We start from the raw sequence: 17,675 nt of genomic DNA, 5'->3' as shown, positions 1-17,675 counted from the left end.
AGCCACTGGCCGGCCTATGATGGACCCATGAAAACATTCGACGCCAGCCTTGCCTGGGAACGCGGCGCCCAGGCCTTTACCGATCAGCGCTACAGCCGCGCGCACAGCTGGCAGTTCGACGGCGGCCTGACGGTGCCGGCCTCGTCCTCGCCGCTGTCCGTGCCGCTGCCGATGTCCGACCCGGCCGCCGTCGATCCGGAAGAAGCGCTGGTAGCGGCCGCCAGCAGCTGCCACATGCTGTTCTTCCTGTCGCTGGCGGCGGCGCACGGCCTGGTGGTCGACAGCTACCGCGACCGGGCCACCGGCTACCTCGACGCCGATGCACAGGGCCGGCAGGCGATCGTGCGCATCGTGCTGCGGCCGCGGATCAATTTTGCAGGGCAGCAGCCGGACGCCGGGGTGCTGGCGCAGCTGCACCACGAAGCCCATGCGCGCTGCTACATCGCCAGCTCGCTGCGCGGCGACGTCGTGGTGGAAGGGGCCGGCTGATGTACGTGCCCGCCCACTTTCTTGAGGAACGCATCGAGGTCATGCACGGCCTGATCGAGCGCCACCCGCTCGGCGCCCTGGTGCGCGTGGATGGCGACGGCCTGGCCGCCGACCACCTTCCCTTCGAACTGGTGCCGGCTTCAGACGAGGCGCCGCAAGGCCTGCTGCGCGCCCACGTGGCGCGCGCCAATCCTCTATGGCGCCAGGACGGCGCGGCGGTGCTGGCGATCTTCCAGGGCCCGTCCGCCTATGTCTCGCCCGAGCTCTACGACCTGCAGGCGGTCGAAGGACGCGCGGTGCCGACCTGGAACTATGCCGTCGTGCATGCGCACGGGCGCCTGCGCGTGGTCGACGATACGGACTGGCTGCTGGCCCACATGCGCCGCGCGACGCGCCGGCAGGAGGCTGCGCACGGCCACGGCTGGTCGGTGGACGATGCGCCGCCCGACTACATCGCCAAACTGGTGCGGGCGACGGTGGGCATCGAGATCGCCATCGAGCGCCTGCAAGGCAAGTGGAAAACCAGCCAGAACCGGGGCGAGGAAGAACGGGCGCGCATCGCCCATGCAACCGGCATGCTGACCCTTTGAGCACATTTTGTACTGGACATGGCGCCCGATCGCGGCGCACAATGGGCTCGCTTTTTTTCCTTTCGGCCACCTGGGCACATGGAGGGAACATGTCCGTACAAATGCGCCATCACGTCCACACCGCCGGCGAAGGGGCGGCGACCATGGTCTTCATCCATGGCTTTGGCTGCGACCAGACCATGTGGCGCTTCCTCGCGCCGGCCTATGAAGACCGCTTCCGCGTCGTGACCTGGGACCTGGCCGGCTGCGGCCAGTCCGACCTGTCCCGCTACGACCGCAATACCTACGCTACCCTGCACGGCCACGCCGCCGACCTGCTCGAGATCGTCGACGCCGCCGCCGGCGCCGGGCCGGTGGTGCTGGTCGGGCATTCGGTCGGCGCCACCATCGCCATGCTGGCCGCGATCGAGGCGCCGCAACGTTTCGCGGCCCAGATCATGGTGGGGCCTTCTCCCTGCTTCATCAACGACGGCGACTACGTGGGCGGCTTCAGCCGCGAGGACATCGACGGCCTGATCGACACCATGGATGCGAACTACCTCGGCTGGTCGCGCAACGTGGCGCCGATGATCATGGGCGCGCCCAACCAGCCGCTGCTGGGCGAGGAACTGACCGAGCGCTTCTGCCGCAGCGATCCCGAGATCGCGCGCCACTTCGCGCGCGTGACCTTCTATGCCGACCACCGCGCCGACGTCCCGCGCTCGCAGGTGCCGGCCCTGATCCTGCAGTGCAGCGACGACCTGATCGCGCCGCGCCAGGTCGGCGACTGGCTGCAACACCACCTGCCGAACAGCACCCTGCGCGTGATCCGCAACGTCGGCCATTGCCCGCACATGAGCGCGCCCACCGAGAGCTCGCGCGCGATCGACGCCTTTCTCGCGCAGGTCCTGCGCTGAGCGGCGTGGACACCCTGCTGCCCGGCGCCGACGCGCTGTTCGAACAGGCCGCCTGCGGCCTGCTGCTGACCGATGCCGACGGTTTGATTTTGCGCGCGAATGCCACCCTGCGCGGCTGGCTCGGCTACGAGGAAGACGAGCTGGCCGGCAAGCTGCGCATGCCCGAACTGCTGACCATGGGCGCGCGCCTGTTCCACCACACCCACTGCCTGCCGATGCTGCAGGCCAGCGGCGCGGTGGGCGAGATCCAGATCGCGCTGTGCCACCGCGACGGCCGGCGCCTGCCGGTGCTGGTCAACATCGTGCGCTGCCTGCAGGCCGGCTGCGTGGTCGACCAGTGGGCGGTGTTCCAGTCGGCCGACCGCCACGCCTACGAACGCGAGCTGCTGGCGGCACGCCGGACCGCCGAGGCGGCGTCAAGCGCGCACGAACGCGCCGAGGCGCGGCTGCAGCTCCTGAATACCCAGCTGTCGGCGGCCGACCGCCGCAAGGACGAGTTCCTGGCGACGCTCTCGCACGAGCTGCGCAACCCGCTGGCGCCGATGCGCAACGCGCTCGACGTCATGCAGCTCAAGGAGGACCGGGGCAACGCGCCGGCCCCGGACGGCCGCCTGCTGCAGGCCTTCGACCGCCAGCTGCGCCACCTGACCCACCTGGTCGACGACCTGATGGAAGTCTCGCGCATCGCCCAGGGACGCATGCAGCTGCGCCGCGCGCCGGTCGAGCTGGGCCTGCTGGTCGAGGGCGCGCTGCAGGACCTGGCCGGCGCCCTGCGCAACGCGCGCCACACCCTGCGCCAGGACCTCGCCGGGCCGCCGCTGCTGGTCGACGGCGACGCCACGCGGCTGACGCAGGTGATCGTCAACCTGCTGAACAACGCCATCAAGTACACGCCGGACGGCGGCGTCATCGAACTGCGCCTGCGCAGCAGGGCCGGCATCGCCGAGCTGACGGTGCGCGATTCCGGCATCGGCATTCCGGCCTCGAAGCTGGAAAGCGTGTTCGACATGTTCTCGCAACTGGAACCGGCACTCGACCGCGCCAAGGGCGGCCTGGGGATCGGCCTGGCGCTGGTGCGCGGCATCGTCGAACTGCACGGCGGCGGCATCCAGGCCGCCAGCGCCGGCCCGGGCCAGGGCAGCGAATTCACCGTGCGCCTGCCGCTGCTGGACGCGGCGCCATGCACGACGGACGCCCCCGCGGAACAGGATGCGCAAGCCGGCGGCGCAGGGCTGCCCGAGGCGATGCGCGTGCTGGTGGTCGACGACAACCTCGATGCCGCCGAGGCGCTGACGATGGCGCTGGGCATGTATGGCTGCGATACGCGGATGGCGCACACGGCCCAGTCGGCGCTGGCGCTCACGCCGAACTTCGTCCCGGATGCGGTGCTATTGGATATCGGCCTGCCCGACCTGAACGGCTACGAACTGGCGCGCCGGCTGCGCAAGCTGCCCGGCGGTGCGGCGCTGAAGGTGATCGCCACCACGGGCTGGGGCCAGGACAAGGACCGCCAGCGCGCCTTCGAGGCGGGGTGCGATCATCATTTGACCAAGCCGATCGATGTGGAGAGCTTGAGAGGGTTGTTGGGGCAGAGAAGCTGCGCCTGACCGTCGTTCCCGCGAAGGCGGGAACCCAAGTTTGTACGCGTTTCGATAGCTCACGCAGAACTTGGGTCCCCGCCTGCGCGGGGACGACGTTGGTGAGAGTTTACTTACCCGCAGCCGTACCCGACTTAGCCGCCGGCATCTGCTCCGCCGACTTCAAGTGCTGCGCCACCACCGGTTCGGTCTTGTCGACCAGGGCCTTCACCTCGGCATCCTTGGCTTTCTTGGACGCAGCCATCAGCTTGGCGTGGACGGTCTTGTGGTCCTGGACGCCAGCCTGCTTCATGTAGGCCTTGTCGAAATCGGCGCCGCTCATCTTCTCGAGCTTGGCGGCCATGGCCTTGTGCTTGGCGTCCGGTTCGGTCGGCAGGGTCACGCCGTGCTTCTCGGCCAGGGCCTGGACTTCCTTCAGGTTGGCGCTGTGGTCGTCGATCATCTGCTGGCCGAAGGCCTTCACTTCGGCGCTCTGGCCTTTGCTCTGGGCCAGCTTGCCGCCTTCGATCTCGGCCATGTTGGCCATCGCCATGTCCTTCAGGATGGCGGCGTCGCCGCTGCTCAGCTTGGCGCCGGAAGCCGTTGCGCCGGCCGCACCGCTGGCGCCCGTCGCACCGCTGGCGCGGTTTTCCATGCCCTGGCTGTTGGTGTTGCCGACCGTGCCGTCATGCATGGTCTTGCCGGTCATCTTGGACGAGCTCGAGCTGGAGGTCGACTGGCCAGCCGAGCTGGCGCCCATCGACTTGTCCATCTTGGTCGCCTGGTTGCTGCGGTTTTCCATGCCCGTGCTGTTGCTGTTGTCCATGGTCCCTTCCTTGGTCGTCTTGCCGGCCTGGTTGGGGTTGGTGCTGCTGGTGCCGGTCTGGGACGGGCTGGAGCTGACCGCAGTCTGGGCGTGGACGCCGACAGCGCTGAACATGGCGGCCACGGCCGATACGGCCAGCAGGCCTTTCAAGGTTTTGTTCTTCTGCATATCGCTCTCCTGATCTCTTTTATGTGAACGTGGGGTCCGTGTACAAATGACAACGGCAGGCAGGCAGTGTATCGCCGTGTTTAGTGGCACAGCGCGCGTTAGCCAGCAGGAAATTCTTCATAAAAAAAGCGGCCTCGAGAAGCCGCTTGCAGGGTGTCGAAATAGCTCAGCGGAAACTGAGCGTCGCCGTCAGATCGCCCGGCGGTCGGGCGCCGCGTGCTTCGAAGGCAGCGTTGCGCGCGGCCAGGCCTTCCAGCAGCGGCAGGCCGTGCAGGCGGGTGAGGAAGCGCAGGATGGACGTCGTGTCGTAGAAGTTGTGGTCGACCGCGCCCTTCCTGGCAAACGGCGACACCACGATCGCCGGGATGCGCGAACCCGGGCCCCAGCGGTCGCCCTTGGGCGGCGCCACGTGGTCCCACCAGCCGCCGTTCTCGTCGAAGGTGATCACGACCACCATGTCCTTCCACTGCGGCGACTTCTTGAGGTGCTCGATCACGTTGGCCACGTGGGCGTCGCCGGACTCGATGTCGGAATAGCCGGCGTGCAGGTTCAGGTTGCCCTGCGGCTTGTAGAAGCTGACGGCCGGCAGGCGGCCCGCCACCACGTCGGCGATGAACTTGTTCGAGATCGGGCTGTCGCCCAGGCCGCCGTCGCGGATGTGCTGTTCACGCGCGGCGGTGCCGGGCCCGAACTGCTTGAAGTAATTGAAGGGCTGGTGGTGGTGCTGGAAGTTCGGGCGCGAACCTTCGCCGCGGCCGTCCAGCGCCGCCTGCCAGGCGCCGCCGTACCAGGTCCAGCTGACCTTGCGTTCGGACAGCAGGTCGCCGATGGTGCGGTAGCTCTGCGGCGGCAGCACGGACGGATCCATCGGGTCGGCCATAGTGGCATCGCCGCCCGGCGCCGGATGCACCCAGCTCGGCTGGTAAGGCGGGGCCATGGTGTTGACCGCGTAGCCGTCCGGCGTGATCGGGCCGTTGTTGACGAACTTCGGCTTGCCGTCCAGCGCGGACTTCGGCGAGTCCGGCGCCACCGCCAGGCGCACGCCCTGCGGGCCGTCTTCCAGCACGGCGATCTTCTTCTTCGCCGGAGTCTCGGCGGCGTTGAAGAATTCCGGCGTGCGGCCGCTGATCAGGAACTGGTGGTTCAGGTAGGAGCCGCCGAAGGCGCCCATGAAGAAGTTGTCGCACAGCGTGAACTCGCGCGCGATCTGGTACAGGCCCAGGTTCTTCCGGGTCTCGCCGTAATGGCCCATCACCAGCGCGCCGCTGTCGCCCCAGGCGACGAAGCCATCGTTCCTGCCGCCGTTGATCTGCATCTGGTTGTGGTAGAAGTTGTGCACCAGGTCGCGCGTGACCAGGCCTTCCGGCAGCGGCTTGCCCTGCGCATCGCTCAGCTTGAAGGGCGCGTTGGGCAGGTGCTGGATCTCGTCTTCCCTGATGATGTAATCCTTGCCGCCCAGGTTCTGGCGCGCCGGCACCATGCCGCCCCAGATTTTCGGTAGTTCGGGCAGCACGCTGCCGTCGCGGTCCTTCTGCGCGCTGGCCGCCGCGGGCAGCTCGGCCAGCGGCTGGGCCAGGCCCGGGAAGTCGGCGAACAGGTTGTTGAAACTGCGGTTCTCGAGGTAGATCACGACCACGTTCCTGACGTGCTCCTTGAGCTTGGCGTCGAGCGAGCCCTTGGCGACTTTCATGGCCTTCGGATGGGCCGCCGCCGCTTCACTGGCGGCCGGCAGCGTGGTCGACAGGCCGACCGCGGCGGCAGCCTGGAAGATCTTGCGGCGCGAAGGATTGGCGGGCTGGCCGGCTTCCGGCTGCGCGTGGTCGTGGTCGTGGGGCTTGTCTTGCACGGCGTTCTCCTAAAACACAGATTATGGTCGTTTTTTGCCGGGCGGAAAAGATTTACGCGGCAATATGGGCTTTACTTCCTTTTACCTGCCCCTACACCGGTTAACACCTGCACAAGCCAGAATGGCCCCGTAAAGGAGCCCAGGATGATGAAACGACGATGGATGGCGGGCGCGGCAGCGCTCTGGATAGTGATGGCGCCGGCGGCCAGGGCGCAGGAAGCCACGGTGACCGTGCCGCGCGCCGAAATGGAAAAGCTGCTGGAAACTTATGCGCTCATCAAGCGCAACTACGTGGCCAAGGCCGACGACGGCAAGCTGTTCGAAGGCGCGATCGCCGGCATGCTGGCCTCGCTCGACGCGCATTCCGAATACATGAACAAGGACGCCATGCGCGAGATCGACCGCGAGAGCACCGGCAGCTACGTCGGCATCGGCATCGAGGTCGAAGACGATCATGGCCAGCTGCGCGTGGTGTCCACGACGCCGCAGGCGCCCGCCGACAAGGCTGGCATCCAGGCCGGCGACCTGCTGCTCTCCATCGACGGCGCGCCGGCCACGGGCTTGCCGTCCAGCGAGGCCGCCAGGCGCATGCACGGCGCCGCCGGTTCGGTGGTGACGGTCGGCGTCGCGCGCCGCGGCAAGCTCCGTACTCTGCGCCTCACGCGCGTGGCGATGCACAACGATACGGTGCGCATGCGCATGACGGCGGCCGGCCTGCCCTGGATCCGCATCTCGGAATTCGGCAGCGCCACCGGCGCCGACCTGGCGGCCGTCCTCAAGAAGCTCGACGCCCAGGGTGCGCCGCGCGGCATCGTCCTCGACCTGCGCAACGATGGCGGCGGCCTGGTCTCGGCGGCGGTGGCGGTGGGCGGCGCCTTCCTCCCTGCCGGCACGACCATGTTCACGGCGCGCGGCAGGGACGCCGATACCGAAGCAAAGGTGACTGTCGACCAGCGTTACTACCGCGAAGCGAATACCCCCGACGTGCTCGCCGGCCTGCCGGCCTGGACCCGCACGGTGCCGCTGACGGTGCTGGTCAACGGCGCCTCGGCCTCGGCGGCGGAACTGCTGGCGGGTGCCCTGCAGGACAACCGGCGTGCCACCATCGTCGGCAGCCAGACCTTCGGCAAGGGCTCGATCCAGTCCATCATTCCACTGGACGCGGAGGACGGCATCAAGTTCACGGTGGCGCGCTACTTCACGCCAGGTGGCCACGAAATCCAGGCGCGCGGCGTCACGCCGGATGTGGTGGTGCACCCAAGCGCCGGCGCCGACGAGACCTTGCAGCTGCGCGAAGCGGACCTGGCCAACCACCTGCCGCCCACGCAGTCGCCGGCAAATGACGCGGCGCCGCGCGCTGTACCTGAAAGCACCCGCATGTTCGGCACGCGCGACGACAAGGCGCTGCAGGCAGCCATCGGGCTGCTGGCGCCGGGCACGAAACCGGGAACGGCGCTGGCCGGCATGCTGCGCAAATGGACCGCGATGGCGAAGGGGGAAGCAGCCAGCGTCGGCGGCGCACCATGAGCTGAAAGCGCGTCAAACGCCTGTCACATTCGGGCCGCAGAATACGCCTCGCTCCCAGGGAAAGGAGCCGGCGGCTCGGCCGCCCTACCGGCGCCGGCGGTCGGGAAACATACCGGCACCAATTCAGCATCCCGCTAGAAGGGCGCCCTTGCCCGCAGCTTGCGCCGCACTTGCTTGCCGGCGCGCGGCAGAGCTGCAAGCGCGCGCGCCGCCAGTACCCCTTCGATGAAGCAGAGAAGCGCAAGCTCCTGCGGCACCCGCTCGCGCAGCTGGCCGACCAGTTCCCGCGCGACCACGCCGTCGTTCAGCAGGCCCAGTTCGTCCTGCATCCCGGTCAGCATGGCGTGGCGGCGTAGCTCTTTCTTGCCGTGGCTGAGCGCCTCGAAGAATTCGCGCGCATAGCGCTCCTTCTTGGCGGCGATGCGCACCCGGTGCAGGGTTTCCGGATGCTGCAGGTCGACGCCGCGGGCGCGCTTGCGCACGCGCGCTGCGGCATGCCGCACCAGGACCGGTGCGGTCTTGCCCACCTTGCGTTCCAGCGCACTCGCTGGCGGGCCTTCGGCGCGCCAGCCTTCGCCGGCGATCCAGGCACCGAGGCCCAGCATCAGGCCCGTATAGCGCGGACTGCCGACTGCCGCGCGCACGCAGGCGCGATGCCGCTCCGCCTGTTCGCGCGCGGCCACTTCGACGCGCGCCAGCGCCGGCTTGTGCTCGTCCGGCACCGGCAGGCCGGGCAGCAGCGATTCGATGAAGACGTCCCAGTTGCGGGCGTCGCCGAGTTCCCCGGCCAGCCATTCGACGTCGGCCGCCAGCGCCTCCGGCAGCTGCACCATGTCCTTGACCATCGCCATGGCGGCGCGCAGGCGGCGCAGGCCGACCCGCATCTGGTGCAGGCTTTCGACCTCGCCCGCCAGCACGCCCTGCTCATTGGCCTGCATCTGCTCCAGGCAGTTGCGCAGGATGCCGGCCAGGGCTTCGCCCATGCTGGCCTTGCGCTTCAGCGCCACCGCGGTGGCCTTCACGGCGCGCGGCGCGACGGAACCGGCCAGCGCATAGCCGCGCTCGGCCTTGCTGACGTTCTCGATCCGCACCGGCACCGCCTCGTGCACCTGGCGCGCCAGATCGTAGAGCCGCGCCGGATCGCCCTGCTTCAACTCGAGTTCCAGTTCGCGCACGGGCACGGCGCGGTCGCCGCGCTGCAGCTCGCCGGTGTCGAGCGCGCATTCGACCTGCACGCCATCGGCCAGGTCCAGCAGCCAGGCGGCGCGCTTGACCTTGTTGGCGAACACCGGCTCCAATGCAGCGTCATGCGCGTTGAACTTCTTCGCCAGCGCCGGCAATGCCTCTTTCAACTGGCGCGCGAACAGCTCGCGGTCCGGGTCTTCCGAGCTCACCTCCGCTTCCAGCTCGACGCGCCGGTGCAGGCCGGCGACCACGGTGCCGCCGCCCTTCAGGGTCTGCACGTGGCGGGTACCCTCGCTGCGCACGCGCAGGGCAAAGCCGTGCTGCCACAGCGTGAAATCGGCGGTGTCGAAATAACGGTCGACATGTTCCCGCTCCACCGGCCTGGGGCTGCCCTGCGGGCGCAGCAGGGGAAGCTTCCTGATCTGGTTGACGCTGGCGGTATCGAGGGCCAGCTTGATTTCGCATTCCATCGCAGACTCCTTTGCTCAGGCCGGCACGCCGATGATGACGCTGGAAGCCTTGAAGATGGCCGAGGCCTGGCCGCCGACCGCCAGGCCCATGTTCTCGCTGGATTCGCGGGTGACGATGGCGGCCACCGAGCCGCCGCCGGCCAGGTCGATCACGACTTCGGTATTCACGGCGCCCGGCTCGACGCGGGCGATGGTGCCGGCCAGGCGGTTGCGCGCGGAATAGCGGGCGCTATCGTCGCCGGCCACCAGGATGATGGACGAGGACTTCACCAGGGCGAAAGCTTCCGCGCCCACCTGCAGGCCGAGATTGTCCACGCTTTCGTGGGTCACGATGGCGACGATGACGTGGCCGCCAGCGACTTCCAGCTCGACTTCGTCGTTGACGGCGCCGCGCTTGAGCTGGATGACTTTGCCGAGGAACTGGTTACGTGCGCTGGTTCTCATGCTCATCTTCCTGACCAATCGATAATCGTCGGCGATGCCGTCCGCGTGCTCGCTCAGGCGTTTCACGAAGCTGCGGTGCTCGCGTTCGATCAGCGCAAAGTTCGCCACCAGCTGTTCGCCGCGCGCGGTCAGGCGGGTACCGCCGCCGCCCTTGCCGCCGGCCAGGCGTTCCACCAGCGGCTCACCAGCCAGGTTGTTCATGGCGTCGATGGCGTCCCAGGCCGCCTTGTAGCTCATGCGGATGGCCTTGGCCGCCTGGGTGATCGAGCCGCATTCGGCGATCTTCGCCAGCAGCGCGATCCGGTTCGGCCCGCCGAGGTTCTCGCCGCCGACCGTCATCCAGATCTCGCCATCCAGTCCGATGGCCGTGTTTTCCGTTTCCATGCCGTCCCTGTTCACGCGATGCCCAAGCCGGCAGTATGCCTCGCCAGCGGCGCGCCGGGAGCGACCGGCGCGGCATCGGTATCGAGCCGGCCGTCGCGCAGGTCGAGCACGTGGTCGCCAAACACCGCGGCGTCTTCCGGATCGTGGGTGATCAGGACCATCGGCACCTGCAGGCGATGCTGCAGCTCCTTCAGCTCGGTGCGCATGCGCGCGCGCAGGACCGGGTCGAGGGCGGCGAAGGGCTCGTCCAGCAGCAGCGCGCGCGGCTGCGTCACCAGCGCCCGCGCCAGCGCCGTACGCTGCTTCTGACCGCCCGAGAGCTCGTGCGGATACTGGTCCGCGACCTGGCCGAGCTGGAAGGCATCGAGCCAGTAATCGACCTGCCGGTGCGCGTGATGGCGGCGCGGATTGAACCAGCCGCGTACCAGCGGGAAGGCGATGTTCTGGCGCACGCTCAGGTGCGGGAATAGCGCATAGTCCTGGAACACATAGGCCAGTTCACGCTTCTGCGGCGCCAGGTCGATGCCTTTCGAGGCATCGAAGAGCACGTGATTGTCGATGCGGATGTGGCCGGCGTCCGGCCGCAGCAGGCCGGCAATGGCTTTCAGCGTGAGACTCTTGCCGGCCCCGGACGGGCCGAGGATGACGATGCGCTGGCTGTCCGTTTTCAGGCGCACGTCCAGCTGGAAGCTCTGCTTGCCGGCGCTGAGCTTCTTGCGGATGTCGAGATCGAGCAGCATGCGTCTACCGCCCCACCAGCCGGCCCGGCGCCAGGCGTCCCGCTGTCAGCAGCACGGCCACGCACACGAAAGAGGTCAGCAGCACCATCAGGTTGGCGGTATCGTCCTGCCCCGCCTGCACGGCTTCGTAGACGGCGATCGACAGGGTCTGGGTACGGCCCGGGATGCTGCCGGCCACCATCAGGGTCGCGCCGAATTCGCCGAGCGCGCGCGCGAAGCCGAGCAGGACCCCGGCCAGGATGCCGCGCCAGGCCAGCGGCAGGGTCACGCGGAAGAACAGCGCCGCCTCGGAGATGCCCAGTACCCGCGCGGCCTGCTCCAGCTGGCCGTCGACCGCCTCGAAGGCGGCGCGCGCCGGCTTGAACACCAGCGGGAAGATGACGACGGCGGCGGCGATCACCGCGCCCTGCCAGGTGAAGATCAAGTTGATGCCGAAGCTGTCCTGCAGCCAGGCGCCCAGCCAGCCATGGCGGCCGATCAGCACCAGCAGGTAATAGCCGAGCACCGTCGGCGGCATCACCATCGGCAGGGTCAGGAGGGTGTCCAGCAGTTCACGTCCCGGAAAACGCTTGCGCGCCAGCAGGAAGCCGACCGCGACGCCCAGCACGATGTCGATCAGCGTGGCGCAGCCCGCGACCTTCAGCGACAGCGCCAGCGCCGACCATGCGTTCATGGCTTTTGAAAACCGTACTTGGCCAGCACCGCCTGCCCCGCCGGCGACAGCACGAAGTCGATGAAGCTTTTTGCTTCGGCCGGATTGCCAGCGCCCGCGGCGCGCGCGATCGGATAGCCGATCGCCACGTCCAGCGGCACTTCGAACGCGACCTTCACTTTATCCTTCATGAGGGCGGCGTCGGTGCCGTAGACGAAGCCGGCGTCGACCTCGCCCCGCGCCACGTAGTCGAGCGCCTGGCGCACGTTCTGGGTGTTGATGGCCCTGGCTTCGATGCCAGGCCACAGCTTCGCCGCTTCCAGCGCATGCCGGGTATAGCGCCCGGCGGGGACGCTGGCCGGGTTGCCGATGGCGAGCTTCTGCACCGCCGGCTGGCCGAGGTCCCGCAGGCGCGCGACGGCCAGTCTGCTGTCGCGCGGCACGATCACGACCAGGCTGTTGCGCGCGAAGTTGCGGCGCTCGCCGGTGGCCACCAGCTTCTGCTTCTCGGCCATGTCCATGGTTTCCATGTCGGCGGAGGCGAACACGTCGACGGGCGCGCCCTTGGCCATCTGCTGCAGCAGCGCGCCGGACGCGCCGAAGTTCAGCAGTACCCTGGCGCCGGCATGCCGGGCTTCATAGGCCTGGGCGATGTCCTGGAAGGCATTCGTCAGGCTGGCGGCGGCGGACACGTGCAGGTCGCCGGCCTGGACCAGGCCGGCGGCACAGCTGAGAGCGACAGCTGCGGCACATTTTTTCGCTAACGCAATCCTCACAGGAAATCTCCGAATCGTGGGCCATACCGCAATATACCCGATTATATAGCGCTGCATGGCGCACTGCTGATGCAGAGCCGACCTATCCAGTGCGCACGGCTCGGGGCAGGAAGAGACTGGCTCGGCATTCCGGTGTACAGCAGTGAGGCGGTGGTGACGCGGGGAGGATCGACGTGGGGATGCTCAAGGCGCAATTCTCGTCAAATGTCACAATTGAAGATGAGCTCGCCGTTCCGGGCGCAAGCCGGGAATGGCGCAGCCGGCTGCCTTCTTCATAGAGGAAGGGCAGCCCAGCCTGCCCCAGAATAGCCGAGTTCAGCATGGCTATACAAGTAATATTGGCTTATTGGCACATAACTACAACACATACCCTGTTAACAATTGTCCATACCCTGCAGTCCTCGCTAGACTCGTTCGGGCCGGGCGCACGCCACGCCGGCATCCGAACAATTCGACGAGAGACAACCAGGATGAGAAAACAGACTGCATTGCCCTGCTTTACCCGCACCCTCCTCGCTTCTTCCCTGCTGCTGGCCTTTGCGCCGGCCTGGGCCCAGGAATCCTCCACCGAACAGACCACCCAGCCCAATGAAAAGGGCATGGTCTCGGTCGTGGTCCTCGGTTCGCGCGGCGCGGCCCGCACGGCGCTCGACGCCTCGGCGCCGGTGGGCCTGATCAGCGCCAAGGACATGCAGATGGCGGGACCGCTGGAACTCGGCAAGCTGATGCAGACGCTCGACCCTTCCTTCAACTTCTCTTCCACCTTCATCAGCGACGGCACCGACATCATCCGCCCGGCGACCCTGCGTTCGCTGGGCCCGGACCAGCTGCTGGTGCTGGTCAACGGCAAGCGCCGCCACCAGCAGGCCCTGGTCAACGTGCAGCAGACCATCGGCCGCGGCTCGGCCGGCACCGACATCAATGCGATCCCGATGTCGGCCATCCAGCGCATCGAGGTGCTGCGCGACGGCGCGGCGGCGCAGTACGGCTCGGACGCCATCGCCGGCGTGATCAACATCGTGCTGAAGCAGCAGACCAGCGAGACCCAGCTCTCGGGCACCGTCGGCGGCACCAGCGAAGGCGGCGGCCAGCTGTATGCCGGCAGCGCCAACAAGGGCTGGGCGATCGGCGACGGCGGCTACGTCAACCTGACCGTCGAAGGTCGCCACCGCGGCGAGACCAACCGCGCCGGCCTCGATACCGCGCGCGTGGATCCGCCGCGCGTCACCCAGCGCATCGGCGACAGCCTGGCCAAGGACAAGTACTTCTGGTGGAACGCGGCGCTGCCGGTGGCCGAGGGCGCGGAGTTCTACAGCTTCGGCGGCGTCTCGCACCGCACCGGCGACTCGGCCGGCTTCTTCCGCACCGCCGGCGACGGCCGCAACGTGCCGTCCGTGTACCCGAACGGCTTCCTGCCGAACATCCGCACGACCGTGAAGGACGAGTCGCTGGCGGTGGGCTACAGGCGCGACCTGGCCGACCAGTGGAAATTCGACGTCTCGCTGAACCACGGCCGCAGCGAGCTCGATTTCCACGAAAAGGAAACCATCAACATCAGCTACTGGTACGAGCCCAAGCCGGGTGGCGGCATCTACGCCGAGTCGCCCTTCGAAGCCGACACCGGCAAGCTGAAATTCCGCCAGACCACCGTCAACGCCGACCTGCGCGGCCCGCTCAACCTGGGCGGACGCGAGGTCTCCTTCGCCACCGGCTTCGAATACCGCCGCGACGGCTATGCCATCGGCGCCGGCGATCCGGTCTCCTACCAGTACGGCCGCACCAATAACCCGGCCATCGTGATCCGCGACCAGCTGGGTGGCATCGCCGCATCGGGCACGCAAGGCTTCCCCGGCTACACGCCCGGCACCGAAGTGGACGACAGCCGCCACAACATCGCGCTCTACGCCGACCTCGAACACAAGCTGACCAGCCAACTGCTGCTGGGCGCCGCCGTGCGCTGGGAAAAATACTCGGACTTCGGCAGCACCACCACCGGCAAGCTGAGCCTGCGCTACGACCCGTCGAAGACCGTGGGCGTGCGCGGCACCGTGTCGACCGGCTTCCGCGCACCCAGCGTGCAGCAGAAGTTCTATAGCTCGGTCTCGACCAACCTGAACGCGGCCGGCGTGCTGACCGAAACCCTGACCGCGCGCGAAGGCAGCGCCGTCACCAAGGCCTTCGGCATCCCGAACCTGAAGCAGGAGACCTCGAAGAACGCCAGCATCGGCCTGGTGCTGCGCCCGGCCTCGAACTTCTCGCTGACCGCCGACCTGTGGGGCATCAACATCGACGACCGCATCGTCTTCTCGTCGAACATCGCGCCGGAATCGGGCGCCTGCGCCAGCGCGGCCGCTTGCCCGATCAAGGCCATCCTCGATCCGCTGAAGGTGGGCCAGGCCCAGTTCTTCACCAACGCCATCGACACCGAGACGCGCGGCCTGGACATCGTCGCCGAGCACACCACGCGCTGGCCGGGTTCGACGCTGGTGCTGTCCGGCCAGCTGGACTTCAACCGCACCAGGGTGGCGGGCCGCCATTCCGATTCGCCGGTGCTGAGCGGCACCCAGCTGTTCGACGATTCGCAGGTGACCCTGATCGAACGCGGCCAGCCGCGCCAGCACCACGTGCTGTCGGCCGACTACACGACCGGGGCCTGGAACGGCAACGTGCGCGCCAATTACTATGGCGAAGTGCAGGGCCAGGGCTTCACGGCGCCCTTCGTGCAGACCTGGGATTCGAAATGGATCGTGGACGCCACGCTGCGCTACAACTTCAGCAAGGCGGCCAGCGTGACGGTCGGCGCGAACAACCTGTTCAACACCTTCCCGACCAAGTGGGACCCGGTCAAGGCCGCGCCCTTCCCGCAGCTGGGCTTCACCTACTGCTGGGAGACCTGCCCGTTCGGCATCAACGGCCGCTCGTGGTATGCGCGGGTGGACGTCGCGCTGTAAGCCTCAGGCTTTGATCGGGGCCGGCGGCACCGGATGCAGATCCAGGCGCCGGCCGGCTTTCAGGATCTGGCTCGGCACGGCGTGGCCGAGCAGGTCTTCCAGCGTGTGCGCAGACTTCAAGAGCTGGCCGAGGTCGACGCCGGTGTCGTAGCCCATCAGTTCCAGCGCATGCACGATCTCCTCGGTGCAGACGTTGCCGGTGGCGCCCGGCGCATACGGGCAGCCGCCGATGCCGCCCAGCGATGCGTCGAAGCGCTCGGCGCCGGCGTCGATCCCGGCCAGCACATTCGCCAGGCCCATGCCGCGGGTGTTATGGAAGTGCAGGGTCAGCTCCAGGCCGGGCCAGCGTGCGCGCACTTTATCGGTCAGCTCGCGCACCTGGGTCGGATAGGCCATGCCGGTGGTGTCGCACAGGGTGATGCCCTGCACCTGCAATTCGTCGACGAAGCGCGTGCACCAGTCCAGCACCGTCTGCTGTTCCACCTCCCCTTCCATCGGGCAGCCGAAGCTGCAGGACAGCGAGACGTTCACCTTGATGCCATGGCTGTGCGCAAGCGCCGCCACGTCCCGCAAGCCGGCGAAGGATTGCGCGCGCGTCATGCGCAGGTTGCTCAGGTTGTGGCTTTCGCTGGCCGACATCACCAGGTTGATCTCATCGACGCGGGCTTCGATGGCGCGCTCGGCACCGCGCAGGTTGGGCACCAGGGCGCTGTAGACGACGCCGGGTTTTCTTTCGATCCCGGCGAACACCTCCACCGCATCGGCCAGCACCGGCACCGCTTTCGGCGAAACGAAGGAACTCACTTCGAGCTTGGCGACGCCGGCCTTCGAGAGCGCATCGGCCAGGGCGATCTTCTCCATCGTCGGCACGAATCGGCTTTCGGCCTGCAAGCCGTCGCGCAGGCCGACTTCCTGGATGTGGATGCGGCGGGGATTCATGCCACCACCTTGCGTTCGCGCAGCGCCACGATCTGCTCTTCCGTCAGGCCGATCTCGCGCAGCACCGCGTCGGTGTCCTCGCCCAGGCGCGGCGCGGCCGAGCGTACCGCGCCCGGGGTGCCCATCAGCTTGGGCACGATGCCCGGCACCTCGACCTCATAGCCCTCGCGGGTCTGCTGGGTCAGGATCATGCCGCGCTCGCGGTAATGCGGGTCTTCGGCGATGTCCTGCGCGGTATAGACCTTCCCGGCCGGGACCTTGGCTTCGCCCAGCGCCGCCAGTACGCCGGCCACGCTGCGTTCGACGGTCCAGGCTTCGATCGCGGCATCCAGCTCGGCCACGCGCTTGACGCGGCCGGCGTTGTCGGCCAGGTCAGGCGCCTCGGCCAGGTCGGCGCGACCGATCGCCATCATGAGGCGCTTGAAGATGCTGTCGCCATTGCCGGCCACCAGCACATAGCCATCGCTGCAACGGTAGGCGTTCGACGGCGCGATGCCCGGCAGCGCGCTGCCCGCGGCCTCGCGCACCGCGCCGAACGCGCTGTACTCGGGGATCAGACTTTCCATCACGTTGAACACGGCTTCGTGCAGGGCGACGTCGATCACCTGGCCTTTGCCGCCGTTGACCTTGCGGTGGTAGAGCGCGGTCAGCACGCCGATGGTGCCGTGCAGGGCCGCCAGGGTATCGCCGATCGAGATCCCGCAGCGCACCGGCACGCGTCCCGGTTCGCCGGTCAGGTGGCGCAGGCCGCCCATGGCCTCGCCGATCGCGCCGAAGCCGGGCAGATCACGGTAAGGGCCGGTCTGGCCGTAGCCGGAGATGCGCAGCATGACCAGGCCCGGGTTCAGTTCGGACAGCGCTTCATAAGACATGCCCCAGCTTTCCAGGGTGCCCGGGCGGAAGTTCTCGACCAGCACGTCGGCCTCCGCGATCAGCTTGCGCGCGATTTCCTGGCCTTCGCTGCTGCGCAGGTCGAGCGCCACCGAGCGCTTGTTGCGCGACTGGACCTGCCACCAGACCGAGGTGCCATCCTTCATCATGCGCCAGTTGCGCAGCGGGTCGCCGGCGCCGGGCGCCTCGATCTTGATGACCTCGGCGCCGAATTCACCCAGGGTCTTGCCGGCAAAGGGCCCGGCGATCAGTTGTCCCATCTCGATCACGCGCACGCCCTTCAGCGCCTGCTCGGAGATCATGTTTGGAGCGGTCATGGTATTC

The 17,675-nt window shown here is 67.9% G+C and carries 15 protein-coding genes; 6 read left to right on the top strand and 9 right to left on the bottom strand.

The genetic code is table 11. The annotated features are described in order from the left end of the window. The first annotated feature begins 27 nt into the window (after window positions 1–27). From LQV39_RS09455 to LQV39_RS09440, 4 genes are all read left to right on the top strand, one after another. Window positions 28–489, top strand: a complete 462-nt coding sequence (locus tag LQV39_RS09455; RefSeq protein ID WP_230024571.1) for an OsmC family protein — start codon at window positions 28–30, stop codon at window positions 487–489. Continuing rightward, window positions 489–1,079, top strand: coding sequence for an FMN-binding negative transcriptional regulator (locus tag LQV39_RS09450; protein WP_230024569.1), 591 nt, complete (start codon window positions 489–491; stop codon window positions 1,077–1,079). Before LQV39_RS09455 ends, LQV39_RS09450 begins: the two co-directional genes overlap by 1 nt. An 89-nt stretch (window positions 1,080–1,168) precedes the next feature. After that, window positions 1,169–1,975, top strand: a complete 807-nt coding sequence (locus tag LQV39_RS09445; protein WP_230024567.1) for an alpha/beta fold hydrolase — start codon at window positions 1,169–1,171, stop codon at window positions 1,973–1,975. A gap of 5 nt (window positions 1,976–1,980) precedes the next feature. Beyond that, window positions 1,981–3,582 carry an ATP-binding protein gene (locus LQV39_RS09440; RefSeq protein WP_230024565.1) on the top strand — a complete coding sequence of 534 codons (1,602 nt, stop codon included), beginning with the start codon at window positions 1,981–1,983 and terminating at the stop codon, window positions 3,580–3,582. 100 nt (window positions 3,583–3,682) lie between these two features. On the opposite strand, the gene LQV39_RS09435 is transcribed toward LQV39_RS09440, so the two are convergent. Further along, window positions 3,683–4,546 (bottom strand): DUF4142 domain-containing protein, encoded by an 864-nt coding sequence (locus LQV39_RS09435; RefSeq protein ID WP_230024563.1) that lies wholly within the window; start codon window positions 4,544–4,546, stop codon window positions 3,683–3,685. Between the two features lie 166 nt (window positions 4,547–4,712). Continuing rightward, complete coding sequence (locus LQV39_RS09430) at window positions 4,713–6,392, bottom strand: acid phosphatase (RefSeq protein WP_230024561.1); 1,680 nt, start codon at window positions 6,390–6,392, stop codon at window positions 4,713–4,715. Between the two features lie 144 nt (window positions 6,393–6,536). Between LQV39_RS09430 and LQV39_RS09425 the strand changes: the two genes are divergently transcribed. Continuing rightward, window positions 6,537–7,919, top strand: a complete 1,383-nt coding sequence (locus LQV39_RS09425; protein WP_230024559.1) for a S41 family peptidase — start codon at window positions 6,537–6,539, stop codon at window positions 7,917–7,919. A 134-nt stretch (window positions 7,920–8,053) separates the two neighbouring features. Here LQV39_RS09425 and LQV39_RS09420 read toward each other — a convergent pair whose 3' ends face one another. From LQV39_RS09420 to modA, 5 genes are read right to left on the bottom strand one after another with little or no spacing between them, the layout of a single operon-like run. Then, window positions 8,054–9,574: a CYTH and CHAD domain-containing protein gene (locus LQV39_RS09420; RefSeq protein ID WP_230024557.1), complete on the bottom strand. Its 1,521-nt coding sequence runs from the start codon at window positions 9,572–9,574 to the stop codon at window positions 8,054–8,056. A 15-nt stretch (window positions 9,575–9,589) separates the two neighbouring features. Next, window positions 9,590–10,402 (bottom strand): TOBE domain-containing protein, encoded by an 813-nt coding sequence (locus tag LQV39_RS09415; RefSeq protein ID WP_230024555.1) that lies wholly within the window; start codon window positions 10,400–10,402, stop codon window positions 9,590–9,592. Between the two features lie 11 nt (window positions 10,403–10,413). Further along, window positions 10,414–11,142 carry an ABC transporter ATP-binding protein gene (locus tag LQV39_RS09410; RefSeq protein ID WP_230024553.1) on the bottom strand — a complete coding sequence of 243 codons (729 nt, stop codon included), beginning with the start codon at window positions 11,140–11,142 and terminating at the stop codon, window positions 10,414–10,416. Window positions 11,143–11,146: 4 nt separating this feature from the next. Continuing rightward, a complete protein-coding gene (modB, locus tag LQV39_RS09405) occupies window positions 11,147–11,815 on the bottom strand; it encodes a molybdate ABC transporter permease subunit (RefSeq protein ID WP_230024550.1) in 669 nt (222 codons plus the stop codon). Further along, window positions 11,812–12,585, bottom strand: coding sequence for a molybdate ABC transporter substrate-binding protein (gene modA, locus LQV39_RS09400; RefSeq protein WP_374199421.1), 774 nt, complete (start codon window positions 12,583–12,585; stop codon window positions 11,812–11,814). The genes modB and modA overlap by 4 nt, the downstream gene beginning before the upstream one ends. Before the next feature lie 455 nt (window positions 12,586–13,040). On the opposite strand from modA, the gene LQV39_RS09395 reads away from it, so the two are divergent. Beyond that, on the top strand, window positions 13,041–15,521 hold the full coding sequence (locus tag LQV39_RS09395) for a TonB-dependent siderophore receptor (RefSeq protein WP_230024546.1): 2,481 nt from the start codon (window positions 13,041–13,043) through the stop codon (window positions 15,519–15,521). A gap of 3 nt (window positions 15,522–15,524) precedes the next feature. Here LQV39_RS09395 and LQV39_RS09390 read toward each other — a convergent pair whose 3' ends face one another. Both LQV39_RS09390 and LQV39_RS09385 read right to left on the bottom strand, forming a co-directional pair. After that, window positions 15,525–16,460, bottom strand: coding sequence for a hydroxymethylglutaryl-CoA lyase (locus tag LQV39_RS09390; RefSeq protein ID WP_230024544.1), 936 nt, complete (start codon window positions 16,458–16,460; stop codon window positions 15,525–15,527). Further along, window positions 16,457–17,668, bottom strand: a complete 1,212-nt coding sequence (locus tag LQV39_RS09385; protein ID WP_230024542.1) for a CaiB/BaiF CoA-transferase family protein — start codon at window positions 17,666–17,668, stop codon at window positions 16,457–16,459. Before LQV39_RS09385 ends, LQV39_RS09390 begins: the two co-directional genes overlap by 4 nt. Between the last annotated feature and the right edge of the window lie 7 nt (window positions 17,669–17,675).

Origin of the sequence: Massilia sp. Bi118 (genome assembly GCF_918697865.1) — a bacterium.
In the GTDB taxonomy this organism is placed as follows: domain Bacteria; phylum Pseudomonadota; class Gammaproteobacteria; order Burkholderiales; family Burkholderiaceae_D; genus Telluria.
The sequence above is the reverse complement of the archived record's forward strand: the minus strand, read 5'-3'. Positions and strand labels throughout refer to the sequence as shown.

Bases quoted from the DNA above. Each gene is read 5' to 3' on its own strand.
- LQV39_RS09455 (WP_230024571.1), top strand. From the start codon at position 28: ATGAAAACATTCGACGCCAGCCTTGCCTGGGAACGCGGCGCCCAGGCC.
- LQV39_RS09450 (WP_230024569.1), top strand. From the start codon at position 489: ATGTACGTGCCCGCCCACTTTCTTGAGGAACGCATCGAGGTCATGCAC.
- LQV39_RS09445 (WP_230024567.1), top strand. From the start codon at position 1,169: ATGTCCGTACAAATGCGCCATCACGTCCACACCGCCGGCGAAGGGGCG.
- LQV39_RS09435 (WP_230024563.1), bottom strand. From the start codon at position 4,546: ATGCAGAAGAACAAAACCTTGAAAGGCCTGCTGGCCGTATCGGCCGTG.
- LQV39_RS09425 (WP_230024559.1), top strand. From the start codon at position 6,537: ATGATGAAACGACGATGGATGGCGGGCGCGGCAGCGCTCTGGATAGTG.
- LQV39_RS09420 (WP_230024557.1), bottom strand. From the start codon at position 9,574: ATGGAATGCGAAATCAAGCTGGCCCTCGATACCGCCAGCGTCAACCAG.
- LQV39_RS09415 (WP_230024555.1), bottom strand. From the start codon at position 10,402: ATGGAAACGGAAAACACGGCCATCGGACTGGATGGCGAGATCTGGATG.
- LQV39_RS09410 (WP_230024553.1), bottom strand. From the start codon at position 11,142: ATGCTGCTCGATCTCGACATCCGCAAGAAGCTCAGCGCCGGCAAGCAG.
- modB (WP_230024550.1), bottom strand. From the start codon at position 11,815: ATGAACGCATGGTCGGCGCTGGCGCTGTCGCTGAAGGTCGCGGGCTGC.
- LQV39_RS09395 (WP_230024546.1), top strand. From the start codon at position 13,041: ATGAGAAAACAGACTGCATTGCCCTGCTTTACCCGCACCCTCCTCGCT.
- LQV39_RS09390 (WP_230024544.1), bottom strand. From the start codon at position 16,460: ATGAATCCCCGCCGCATCCACATCCAGGAAGTCGGCCTGCGCGACGGC.
- LQV39_RS09385 (WP_230024542.1), bottom strand. From the start codon at position 17,668: ATGACCGCTCCAAACATGATCTCCGAGCAGGCGCTGAAGGGCGTGCGC.